The 11,389-nt window shown below is 67.9% G+C and carries 13 protein-coding genes; 7 read left to right on the forward strand and 6 right to left on the reverse strand.

The features are described 5' to 3' along the window. Positions 1–24: 24 nt before the first annotated feature. The 3 genes from EV643_RS01100 to purB are packed head-to-tail and all read right to left on the reverse strand — an operon-like array spanning position 25 to position 2,215. Complete coding sequence (locus tag EV643_RS01100) at positions 25–417, reverse strand: hypothetical protein (RefSeq protein WP_133798024.1); 393 nt, start codon at positions 415–417, stop codon at positions 25–27. Position 418: 1 nt separating this feature from the next. Continuing rightward, positions 419–775: a hypothetical protein gene (locus EV643_RS01105; RefSeq protein WP_133798025.1), complete on the reverse strand. Its 357-nt coding sequence runs from the start codon at positions 773–775 to the stop codon at positions 419–421. Between the two features lie 3 nt (positions 776–778). Further along, positions 779–2,215 (reverse strand): adenylosuccinate lyase, encoded by a 1,437-nt coding sequence (gene purB, locus EV643_RS01110; protein ID WP_133798026.1) that lies wholly within the window; start codon positions 2,213–2,215, stop codon positions 779–781. A 220-nt stretch (positions 2,216–2,435) separates the two neighbouring features. On the opposite strand from purB, the gene EV643_RS01115 reads away from it, so the two are divergent. Next, positions 2,436–2,927, forward strand: coding sequence for a DinB family protein (locus EV643_RS01115; RefSeq protein WP_166665276.1), 492 nt, complete (start codon positions 2,436–2,438; stop codon positions 2,925–2,927). Between the two features lie 9 nt (positions 2,928–2,936). On the opposite strand, the gene purD is transcribed toward EV643_RS01115, so the two are convergent. Beyond that, entirely contained in the window at positions 2,937–4,214 is a 1,278-nt protein-coding gene (gene purD, locus EV643_RS01120; protein WP_133798028.1) for a phosphoribosylamine--glycine ligase, read from the reverse strand. A gap of 100 nt (positions 4,215–4,314) precedes the next feature. Here purD and EV643_RS01125 point away from each other — a divergent pair, with 100 nt between their 5' ends. Continuing rightward, a complete protein-coding gene (locus EV643_RS01125; protein ID WP_133798029.1) occupies positions 4,315–4,866 on the forward strand; it encodes a flavoprotein in 552 nt (183 codons plus the stop codon). Between the two features lie 4 nt (positions 4,867–4,870). Here the strand turns inward: EV643_RS01125 and EV643_RS01130 are convergent, their stop codons facing one another. Beyond that, positions 4,871–5,593: a hypothetical protein gene (locus tag EV643_RS01130; RefSeq protein ID WP_133798030.1), complete on the reverse strand. Its 723-nt coding sequence runs from the start codon at positions 5,591–5,593 to the stop codon at positions 4,871–4,873. A gap of 242 nt (positions 5,594–5,835) precedes the next feature. On the opposite strand from EV643_RS01130, the gene EV643_RS01135 reads away from it, so the two are divergent. From EV643_RS01135 to EV643_RS01155, 5 genes are all read left to right on the forward strand, one after another. Then, positions 5,836–6,708: an alpha/beta fold hydrolase gene (locus EV643_RS01135; protein ID WP_133798031.1), complete on the forward strand. Its 873-nt coding sequence runs from the start codon at positions 5,836–5,838 to the stop codon at positions 6,706–6,708. Between the two features lie 95 nt (positions 6,709–6,803). After that, on the forward strand, positions 6,804–7,175 hold the full coding sequence (locus EV643_RS01140; RefSeq protein WP_133798032.1) for an FKBP-type peptidyl-prolyl cis-trans isomerase: 372 nt from the start codon (positions 6,804–6,806) through the stop codon (positions 7,173–7,175). Positions 7,176–7,277: 102 nt separating this feature from the next. After that, positions 7,278–7,877 carry a DUF2238 domain-containing protein gene (locus EV643_RS01145; protein ID WP_133798033.1) on the forward strand — a complete coding sequence of 200 codons (600 nt, stop codon included), beginning with the start codon at positions 7,278–7,280 and terminating at the stop codon, positions 7,875–7,877. Positions 7,878–7,975: 98 nt separating this feature from the next. Beyond that, positions 7,976–10,162, forward strand: a complete 2,187-nt coding sequence (locus tag EV643_RS01150; RefSeq protein WP_133798034.1) for a carbon starvation CstA family protein — start codon at positions 7,976–7,978, stop codon at positions 10,160–10,162. Further along, positions 10,159–10,347, forward strand: coding sequence for a YbdD/YjiX family protein (locus EV643_RS01155; RefSeq protein ID WP_133798035.1), 189 nt, complete (start codon positions 10,159–10,161; stop codon positions 10,345–10,347). Before EV643_RS01150 ends, EV643_RS01155 begins: the two co-directional genes overlap by 4 nt. Positions 10,348–10,371: 24 nt before the next feature. Here the strand turns inward: EV643_RS01155 and EV643_RS01160 are convergent, their stop codons facing one another. Continuing rightward, positions 10,372–11,322 carry a LysR family transcriptional regulator gene (locus tag EV643_RS01160; protein WP_133798036.1) on the reverse strand — a complete coding sequence of 317 codons (951 nt, stop codon included), beginning with the start codon at positions 11,320–11,322 and terminating at the stop codon, positions 10,372–10,374. Positions 11,323–11,389 lie beyond the last annotated feature (67 nt).

Below are 11,389 nucleotides of genomic sequence, written 5' to 3' on the forward strand. Positions count from 1 at the left end.
CTGGCAGTGTCTGGATCAGGATGCTCAGGCGGTACGGCGGAGCCAGAGCAGGCCGAGAACGGGGAGTACGAGTGGTACGAATCCGTACCCCTGACCGAAGTGCGACCAGACCGTGGCGTCCGGGAAGTCCTCCGGTACGGCGTAACTGAACGCGCCGATCCCGACCACGCCGACCAGCTCGATGACGATCGCCACGGTCGCGACCTGGCGGGACAGTTTCGTTGCCCTGGCCAACGCGAACGTCGCCGCACAGTAGATGACGGCGGCAACGGCCGACAGAGCGTACGCGATCGGCGCCTCGGAGAACTCGGTAGCGATCTGTACTCCGGCCCGCGCGGTCGCCGACAACGCGAACACGCCGTACACCAGGATCAGGATCCGGCCCGGACCGTGCCGGGTCGCTTCCGCGTCGGTCATGTCAGACGGTCCAGATCTCGTACATGCGCAACTCCACGACCGGGATCACGAAGCACGCGAACGCCAGCGCGCCCGCACCCCACCGGCTGCTCTCCGCCAACGCCCACAACGCACCCAGCGGCAGAACGATCAACCCGCCGATCAGGTAACCGACGAAGAACACCCCGGACACGTCCCGCTCCGTGCTTGCCAGCTGCACGATACCCACCACCAGCTGCGCCAGCAGTCCGACCTCGACCACGCCGAGCACACCCAGCAGCCACCAGTTGATCCGACGGTCGAGCGCGGCCAGCACGATCGCGAACACCATCGCGACCAGGGCGAGCCCGGTGATGGTCCAGGTCAGCGGTTCGAACACGGTCTAGAGAATGTCACCTGGGGAGTACGACGCGGCCTCGGGGTAGCGCTTGGCGAGCTGGTCGATCTTGGCGACGACCGCGTTGACCTGAGCGACGGCCGCACCGGTGAAGGACAGCGGCTCGCCGACGATGCCGACGACCTGCTCCTCGGTCAGCCCGAGCCGGCCATCCGCGCCGAGCCGGTGGAACAGGTCGTTCGCCGACAAACCCTTACGCAGGTCGAGCGCGGTGGCGACGGCGTGCTCCTTGATCACCTCGTGCGCGGTCTCCCGGCCGACCCCGTTCTTCACCGCTGCCATCAGGATCTTGGTCGTGGTCAGGAACGGCAGGTACCGCTCCAGCTCACGCGCCACCACCGCCGGGTAGACCCCGAACTCGTCCAGCACCGTCAGGAACGTCTCGAACAACCCGTCCAGCGCGAAGAACGCGTCCGGCAGCGCGACCCGGCGTACAACGGAACAGAAGACGTCACCCTCGTTCCACTGGTTACCGGCCAGCTCGCCCGCCATCGAGGCGTACCCGCGCAGGATCACGGCCAGGCCGTTGACGCGTTCGCAGGACCGGGTGTTCATCTTGTGCGGCATCGCGGATGAGCCGACCTGGCCCTCCTTGAACCCCTCGGTGACGAGCTCGTGCCCGGCCATCAACCGGATCGTCGTCGCCAGGCTGGACGGGCCCGCGGACAGCTGGACCAACGCGGAGACGACCTCGTAGTCGAGCGAGCGCGGGTACACTTGGCCGACGCTCGTCAGCACCCGGCGGAACCCGAGATGCTGAGCGACCTCCGCCTCCAGCCCCGCGAGCAGCTTCTCCTGCCCGCCGAACAGGTCGAGCATATCCTGCGACGTGCCGACCGGGCCCTTGATCCCCCGCAGCGGGAACCGGTCGATCAGCTCCTCCAGCCGCGCGACCGCGACCAGCAACTCGTCCGCCGCCGAGGCGAACCGCTTGCCCAGCGTGGTCGCCTGCGCCGCGACGTTGTGCGACCGTCCGGTCATCACCAGCGCCGCGTGATCCGCCGCCTTCTGCCCCAGCTGCACCGAGGTCGCGACCGCCCGGTCCCGGACGAGCTCGAGGCTGGCGCGGATCTGCAGCTGCTCGACGTTCTCCGTCAGGTCCCGGCTGGTCATCCCCTTGTGGATGTGCTCGTGGCCGGCGAGCGCGTTGAACTCCTCGATCCGCGCCTTCACGTCATGCCGCGTGACCCGCTCCCGCGCCGCGATCGATTCCAGATCGACCTGCTCGAGCACCCGCCGGTAGTCCTCGATCACCCCGTCCGGCACGTCGACGCCGAAGTCCTTCTGCGCACTCAACACCGCCAGCCAGAGCCGCCGCTCCAACACGATCTTGTACTCCGGCGACCACAACTCCGCCATCGACCGACTGGCATAACGCGACGCGAGAACATTCGGAATCCGAGGCTTACTGGAAGTCGACACGGCCCCATTCTCCCTCCCCGGCCCGGACGGCCCGCACGTCGGGGTTGATCGCCTTGCGGACATTTCGACAGGATGTACTCGCCGCCAGCGCGCTCCGTCAGGCGGCAGAGCCGGACAAACCGGCCGAGAACCACTACTACCTCCTGTCCAAATGCACGGAATCCCGCCGCGCCGAGTGCTCAGCCTCCCGCTGGAGCGGCTTCCAGAGCAGACTGAGGCGATGGAGAGAGCGGCTGAGCCGGAGGTTGATGACGAGGTCGGGGCAGTTCTCGGCTGGCTGGAGTTTCACCGCGATGCGCTGGCAGCGAAGTGCGAGGGGTTGACCGCAGAGCAGCTGGTCACGGCGTCCGCGCCGCCGTCGACGCTGACGCTGCTGGGTCTGGTCCGGCACCTGACCGAGATGGAGCGGGACTACCTCACCAACGATCTGAGCGGTGAGAACCGAGGCAGGGTCTATGTCACGGACGACGACTCCGAGGCCGACATCGAGAACCTCGACGCCTCGATGGTGGACTCCTCGATGGCCCGCTGGCAGGCCGAGCGGGCCGCCGCGGATGCCGTGATCACCCGGTACGGCAGCCTCTCGGAGCTGTCCCCTAACGGCCGGGCGACGATCCGCGCCTATCTGCTGAAGGTCCTGCAGGAGTACGCCCGGCACAACGGCCACGCCGACATCATCCGCGAGCGAATCGACGGCAGCCGCGGTGAGTGAGCGGCTGGGTCAGACGGTGATCTCGCCGCGGGCTGCCTTGAGGGCGATGTCGGTGCGGTGTTGGGAGCCCTTGATGCGGATCTGGGCGACGCCTGCGTACGCGCGCTGGCGGGCTTCGTCGAGGTCCTTGCCGGTGGCGCTGACGGCTAGGACGCGGCCGCCTGACGTGACCAGGTCGCTGTCTGCGAGCGCAGTACCGGCGTGGAAGACGCGGACACCGTCGGCTTCGGCGTGGTCGATGCCGGTGATGACGTCGCCGCTGCGGGGCTTCTCCGGGTACTTCTTGGCGGCGACCACGACGGTGACCGACGACGCGTTACGCCAGGTCATCGGGCCGCGGTCCTCCAGTTTGCCCGTCGCCGCGGCGTACAGGAGTCCGCCGAGCGGGGTCTTCAGCAACGGCAGCAACGCCTGCGTCTCGGGGTCACCGAAGCGGCAGTTGAACTCGATCACCCGTACGCCGCGGGACGTGAGCGCGAGTCCGGCGTACAGCAGCCCGGTGAACGGCGTACCGCGGTGCCGCATCTCGTCGACGGTCGGCTGCAGCACCTTCTCGGTGATCTCCTCGACCAGCTTGTCCGGTGCCCAGGGCAACGGGGTGTACGCGCCCATGCCACCGGTGTTCGGGCCTTCGTCGTCGTCGCCGAGTCGCTTGAAGTCCTGGGCCGGCTGCATCGGCAGCACGGTGATCCCGTCGGTGATCGCGAACAACGACACCTCGGGACCGTCGAGGAACTCTTCGATCAGCACCTGCTCGCACGCCGCAGCGTGGGCGAGCGCAACCTCACGATCGGAGGTGACGACGACTCCCTTGCCCGCGGCCAGTCCGTCGTCCTTGACCACGTACGGCGGACCGAACGCGTCGATCGCCTCGGCCGCCTCATCCGGCGTCGTACAGATGTAGGCCCGCCCGGTCGGCACACTCGCGGCCGCCATCACGTCCTTCGCGAACGCCTTCGACCCCTCGATCTCGGCGGCGGCCTTGGACGGCCCGAACACGGCGATCCCGGCCGCCCGCAACGGATCCGCGATCCCGGCGACCAACGGCACCTCGGGTCCGACCACGACCAGGTCGATCTCGAGTTCCTTCGCCAGCGCGACGACCGCATCATGATCCGACACGTCCACCGCACGACAAACGATCGTTTGCCCGTCGTACGCCGGCCGCACCGTCGCGATCCCCGGATTCCCCGGCGCCGCGACAACCTCGGTCACCTGCGGATCCTGCGCCAACCCCCAAACCAGCGCGTGCTCCCGCCCACCCGACCCGATCACCAGTACCTTCACGACGCCCGAGCCTAGTGCACCCCCACCCCGCGAGTTCGACCGTCCCGCCCGTCCGGCAGACCGCTATCGTGCCCGGCATGCATGAAGCTGGCGCCTGCTGATGCCCGGCTCGAAAGTCGTCGGTGTAGTCGCCAGTTCAGCCGGTGGCGTCGAGGAACTCCGAACCGGCCTCGTCGAACCACTCCTCGAAGCCGGGCACAGAGTCGCGGTGACGCTGACGCCTACCGCGGCTCGCTGGCTCGATCACCTCGGCGAAACCACCAAGCTGGCGGAAGTCACCGGCCTGCCGGTGCGATCGGAGGCACGGCTCTTGGGCAGCTCGCGTCCGCATCCCCAGGTTGACGTGTACGCCGTTGCGCCTGCGACCGCGAATCTCGTGGCGAAACTCGCACTCGGTATCGCCGACAACCAAGCGCTGACGGTTCTGTGCGAGGGCGTCGCCGGGACGCCGATGGTCGTGTTCCCGCGGGTGAACGCCGCCCACGCTCGCCATCCGGCCTGGGCCAGTCACCTTGCCACGCTCAGGTCCGTTGGGGTCGAACTCGTATACGGCGAGGACGTCTGGCCGCTCAGCGAACCACGGTCGTCCGGTCCATCGCGACCACTGCCGTGGACCGAGATCCAGCGAAGGGTCGAGCACCTTCTCGGCTGAGGAATCAGTAGTGCCAGTGGTAGCGGGCTTCGGCGGTCCAGGGGAGGGGGAAGGTGGTGTGGTTGGTGAAGGCGGGGCCTAGAGCTCGGGCGAGCTCTACGGTGCGGGTTAGTTGGAGGGAGTAGGGGTGGTGGTTGTCGTCCCACCACTGTTCGTATTGGGTGATGCAGGTTTGGTTGGCGTAGTACTGGTTGAAGCAGGGGTGTGGGGGTGACCACTTCTGGAGGTGGCGGAAGTTGACTGTGGTGGAGCCGTTCGGGGGTTTGATGGTGCCGACGGCGTCCAGGCAGTAGCCGGTTGAGGGGATGGTCCAGCGGACGTAGTGCTGGCGGCCGCCGGCTGATGGGAGGGGCTGCATTCCGGTGCAGTTGGCGGCACCGAGTTTCTCCGAGGTGACGCGCTGGAGCTGGGTGAGGGGGCGGCCGGCGCCGTCGGTGTAGCCGTCGAGCAGGACCCAGTCGCCGGAGCGGATGAAGTGCTCGGCGGATTTCGGCGGCCAGGTCTTCGGGTCGCCCCAGGAGATGTCGGATTCGGTCGCGCTCAGCGGCGTCCACGACCACTGACCGGCCGCGGAACCACCCGCCCAGTACTGCCCGGCGGAGCGCTCGAACATCAGGGAGTACTGCCCATAGTTCTCCGCCTGTACGACGTGCGCCGCAGTCTCGGGCGCGGCGGTCAGCGCGGGTCCGAGCAGAGCCGCGAGCACCAAGGCGAGTCTCATCCGCATGACCCCCGACGCTATCCGTACCCGGCCAGGAAGTCGGTTCCAGGGTGCGGTGGGCCTCGTACGATCCGCGCGGGTTTGGGGAGGGTTTTGCGGGCGACCGGGGTGGGTTCTTGCGGCTGTGGGTGGTATTTCTCTCCCCGGATCGGTCGGCGGGGAGCGAGGCGGCGCCTTCGGCTGGGCAAGAACCTTCGGCCCGTCTAGGCTCCCGGTCAAGCGCAGGATCAAGCCGCTGAGGAGATGCCATGTCGGTTCCCGTCACCAACACGCTGGACGTCCCCGGGGCGACCCTGACGTACGACGTACGGGGTGATCTTGCCGAGCGCGACCAGCCGGTGCTGGTGCTGATCGGTTCGCCGATGGGCGCGAGCGGCTTCCCGACGTTGGCGTCGTACTTCACCGATCGGACGGTCGTGACCTACGACCCACGTGGGGTCGAGCGGAGTGTGCGTACCGACGATTCGGGTGAACTGTCGCCGGACGATCACGCCGCCGACCTGGCCGCCCTGATCGAGGCGCTCGACGCCGGACCGGTCGACCTGTTCGCCAGCAGCGGTGGCGCGGTGAACGCGTTGGCGCTGACAGCCCAGCGGCCCGACCTGATCCGGACGCTGATCGCGCACGAGCCGCCGCTGGCGGGCATCCTGCCGGACGCCGATGCCGCGCTGGCCGCGTGCGAGGACATCTACCAGACCTACCAGCGCGACGGCATGGGCGCGGGGATGGCGAAGTTCATCGCGATCACCAGCTACAAGGACGAGTTCACCGCCGACTACCTCGAGCAGCCGGCGCCGGATCCGGCGATGTTCGGGCTGCCGACGACGGATGACGGTTCCCGCGACGACGCCCTGCTCGCACAGAACCTGCGCGGTTGTACGTCGTACCAGCCGGACTTCGACGCACTCGCCAAGGCATCGGACCGGATCGTGCTCGCGGTCGGCGAGGATTCCGCGGGCGAGCTCGCCCACCGGGGAGGGTTGGCAGCCGCTGGCCGGCTCGGCCTCACGCCGGTGGTGTTCCCGAGCAACCACGGCGGGTTCCTCGGCGACGAGTACGGCTTCCCCGGCAAACCGGCCGAGTTCGCCGCCAAACTACGCGAGGTCCTCGCCGGCAGATAACGCGCCGGAGACCGCCCCGGTCGGGCGGCACGCCGACCCCAGTGTCCGCTGGACCCCCGACCGGTCCGGGGCGGTTGATCTGGTTAGCTGGGGGCATGACTGAGAAGCCTGAGATCGACTTTCCGGAGGGACCGCCGCCGGCGGATCTGGAGATCACCGACATCACCGAGGGCGACGGCGCCGAGGCCAAGGCCGGTTCCCGGGTGAACGTGCACTACGTGGGCGTGGCCCATTCCACCGGCGAGGAGTTCGACGCGTCGTACAACCGCGGCACGCCGCTGGCCTTCCAGCTCGGCGTCGGCCAGGTCATCGCGGGCTGGGACCAGGGCGTCCAGGGGATGAAGGTGGGTGGCCGGCGCAAGCTGGTGATCCCGCCGCACCTCGGGTACGGCGACCGTGGCGCGGGCGGCGCGATCAAGCCCGGCGAGACCCTCATCTTCGTCGTCGACCTGATCGGCGTCAACTGAACCATTGTCCGAGGCCCCCGGTTGCGTCACTGTGACGCTACCGGGGGCCTTCGCGTAGTTGTACTCATCCGCCCAGCTCATCCACAACGTTGACTGGGAGGTATGACGACGATGGCTGCCACCGCGACACCGCCGGCCCGGCCCTGGATCCAGTACGCCGCTCTGGCCGCGAAGCTGGCCTTGTTCCTTTTGTTGCTCACGGCCCTGATCTGGCCGGACCTGTCCGGTATCAAGGGCAAGGCGTCGACGGCCCGGCTGGTCGTCTACCCGATCGGCGCGATGGTGCTACCGCTCTGGTGGTGGGCAGCCGGCCGAATCCGCTCGTTCCCCTGGCTCGCCGACCTCCTGATCACCCTGCCCTGGTTGATCGACCTGCTCGGCAACCGGCTGAACCTGTTCGACACCGTGACCTGGTGGGACGACGCCATGCACTTCGTCCTCTGGGGCCTGCTCACCGCCGGCGTACTGCTCGCCTTCGCCCCACACTCACTGTCCCGCCCGCTCACCGCCTTCGTCGCCCTCGGCTTCGGCGCAACCGCGGCCGTGGTCTGGGAATTGGGCGAGTACTACGCGTTCGTCCGCCACTCCGCCGAACTCCAGACCGCGTACACGGACACCCTCGGTGATCTGTCGCTGGGCAGCCTCGGCGCCCTCCTCGCCGGCCTGCTCGTCCACCACGCACGCAGGCGAATCAACGCCTAGCCCTCCCCTGTTGGACGCGGACGTTCCATGCCAGATTGGTAGGACATGAGGTCAGGCCTCTTCCGGCCGACGCGCAGCGCGCTCGACGAGGAGTATCCATGTCCACCAACATCGAAGAACGTCACGAGCCGACCGGCGGAAGTCAGCGGCTCTCGCTGAGATCGATGCTGATCTGGGGTGCGATAGCGGTTGTCGGCGCCGTCTGCTGGGCGGTCCTGGCGTTGTCCCGCGGCGAGCAGATCTCGGCGCTGTGGATCCTGTTCGCGGCGCTGGCGTCGTACTTCATCGCCTACCGGTTCTACGCTCGCTTCATCGCGTACCGGGTGCTCAAGGTCGACGACACCAGGGCGACACCGGCCGAGCGGCTCGAGAACGGCATGGACTTCGACGTCACCGACCGGCGAGTGCTGTTCGGTCACCACTTCGCCGCGATCGCCGGAGCCGGGCCGCTCGTCGGACCGGTGCTCGCCGCGCAGATGGGGTACCTCCCGGGCACGGTCTGGATCATCGTCGGGGTGATCCTGGCCGGCGCCGTCCAGGACATGATGGTGATGTTCTTCTCGATGCGCCGCGACGGCAAGAGCCTGGGCCAGATGGTGCGCGAGGAGATCGGCGTCGTGGGCGGCACCGCGGCACTGATCGCGGTGTTCGCGATCATGATCATCATTCTGGCCGTGCTGGCGCTGGTGGTCGTCAACGCGCTGGCCGAGTCGCCCTGGGGTGTCTTCTCGATCGCGCTCACCATCCCGATCGCCCTGTTCATGGGCTTCTACCTTCGCTTCATCCGGCCGGGCCAGGTCATGGAGGTCACGGCGATCGGGGTCGCGCTGTTGCTCCTCGCGATCATCGGTGGCGGGTACGTCGAGCAGCTGGGACTCGAGAACGCCCTCACGCTCTCCAAGGAGACGCTGACCCTCTGCCTGGTCGGGTACGGATTCTTCGCCTCGATCCTGCCCGTCTGGATGCTGCTCACCCCGCGCGACTACCTGTCCACGTTCATGAAGATCGGCGTGATCGTGCTGCTCGCGGCGGGCCTGGTGCTGGCCAACCCGATGCTCGAGAACGAGGCGGTCACCGAGTTCGGGCGCGAGGGCACCGGTCCCGTGTTCGCCGGGAAACTGTTCCCGTTCGTGTTCATCACGATCGCCTGTGGCGCCCTGTCCGGATTCCACTCGCTGATCAGCTCCGGCACGACTCCGAAGATGATCGCCAAGGAGAGCCACGTCCGGATGATCGGCTACGGCGGCATGCTGATGGAGTCGTTCGTGGCGATCAGCGCGCTGATCGCGGCGTCGGTCATCGACCAGGGACTGTACTTCGCCATCAACAGCCCGGCCGGCGCCACCGGCGGAAACCCGGAGGCGGCGGCGGAGTTCGTGCGCACCCTGGGCTTCACGATCAGCCCCGCGGATCTCACCAACGCGGCGCAATCGATCGAGGAGCAGACGCTGATCTCGCGAACCGGCGGCGCGCCGACCCTGGCGTTCGGTATCTCACTGATCTTCACCGAGGCGTTCGGCGGCGCGCTGGCCGCGTTCTGGTACCACTTCGCGATCATGTTCGAGGCGCTGTTCATCCTCACCGCCGTGGACGCCGGCACCCGCGTCGGCCGGTTCATGCTGCAGGACACGATCGGGAACGTATGGCGCAAGTACGACGACATCTCCTGGAAGCCGGCCAGCTGGTCCGCCAGCGCCATCGTCGTCGCACTGTGGGGCTACATGCTGTACGTCGGGGTCACGGACCCGCTCGGCGGCATCAACCAGTTGTTCCCGTTGTTCGGAATCTCCAACCAGCTGCTCGCCGCCATCGCCCTCACCCTCTGCGTGTCGCTGCTGATCAAGCACGGCAAGACGAAGTGGGCCTGGGTTCCCGGGATCGGTCTCGCCTGGGACCTGATCGTCACGATGACCGCGAGCTGGCAGAAGGTCTTCTCCGACAACCCGACCATCGGGTACTTCAAGCAACGCTCGGTCTACCAGGACGCCATCGACAACGGCCAGCTCCGCGCGCCCGCAAGGGACATGGACCAGATGCAGCAGATCGTCACCAACTCCACGGTCAACGGCGTGTTGCAGCTTGTCTTCGCGCTGCTGGTGATCGTCGTCGTTGTCAACGCGATGGTCATCTGGGTCAAGGCCGTGCGGGCGGGCGGTCTGCCGACGACCGAGGTACCGCACCAGCCCTCGCGGCTGGTCGCGCCGTCCGACTTCTTCGCCACCAAGGCCGAGAAGGAAGCCGTGCGTCGGTACGAGGAACTCATCAGGGCGGGAGACGAGCGATGAGGTCGGCTGTCATCCGCGCAGGTCGCGGAATCCTCTGGTACCTCCGCGAGGCGACCGGCGAGGCGAAGTGGCACGAGTACGCCGACCGTTGCCGGCGCCAGGGCGTCACACCGATGTCTCGTCGGGAGTTCGAGCGGCACCGGGCCGACCACAAGGAGCAAAACCCGCAGTCCCGCTGCTGCTGACCGCGGCGAGGTACCAGCTGAGGTCTACGGCCGCCCGCGGCTCTGCTGCCACGCCCGGTAGGCAGGCATCGCCTCCGCCTGCGCCTGGTACGCCGCGACGAGGGCGTCACGGATACGCGGCGCATGCTCGGCCACCGGACCGTCCCCGGACCAGAGCAGCCGCTCGCGAACCCACATCGGGTCACCCGCCAGCGGCCGGACGACGACGTTCTCGCGTTCGACCGTGATCGCCCGGCACAGGGACACCCCATGCCCCTGGCTGATCAGCGAGAACACCACACTGGCACTGGTCCGCTGGACCCGCCGCGGCGCGAACCCCGCCCGGCGGCAGGCATCCCGGAACATCTTCCGCATCCGGACGTCCTTGCCATCCCCGGGCAACCACTGCTCATCGGCCAAGGCAGCAAGCGGTATCTCGGCCTCGGCCGCGAGCGGATGATCCTTCGACAGCACGATGAAGACCGGCTCGACGACCAGTACGGCCTCGGTCAGTTCCTCGGGCACCGCCAACTCGTACCCGGGGTAGTCGGCACTCAGCCCGACCTCCAGCCGCGCCTCGACGAGCAACTCGATCAGTTCCTCGTCCGAATCGCTCACATGCAGGGAGACCTCGGCATCGGGCAGCAGCTGGCGGCTGACCGTGACCAGGCCGGCGGCCATCGGGCTGGCGGTGGCCCCGAGCCGAAGAGTCCGCAGGTCGGCGTCGTCAGCCTCGCGGCGTCGTACGTCGCGCATCATGCCGTCGTGCAACGCGATGATGCCCTGCGCATGGGACAGCACCATCGCACCCAGCGCGGTCGGCCTGGCGCCACTCCCGTCCCGGGCGAACAGCGGGCCGCCGAGGGCACGTTCGATCCGCTGCAGCTGCCCGGTGACGGCAGGCTGACTGTGGCCGAGCAGCACCGAGGCACGGCTGATGCTCCCCGTCTCGGCGATCGCGGCGACGACCCGGAGGTGGCGGATCTCCAGATCCATAACGCGATGTTATGACCAACTCGGAGTACCTGAGACCCCTGTCCAGATCCCAGACTTTTCGCTGACG

Source organism: Kribbella caucasensis, from assembly GCF_004361855.1.
In the GTDB taxonomy this organism is placed as follows: Bacteria; Actinomycetota; Actinomycetes; order Propionibacteriales; family Kribbellaceae; genus Kribbella; species Kribbella caucasensis.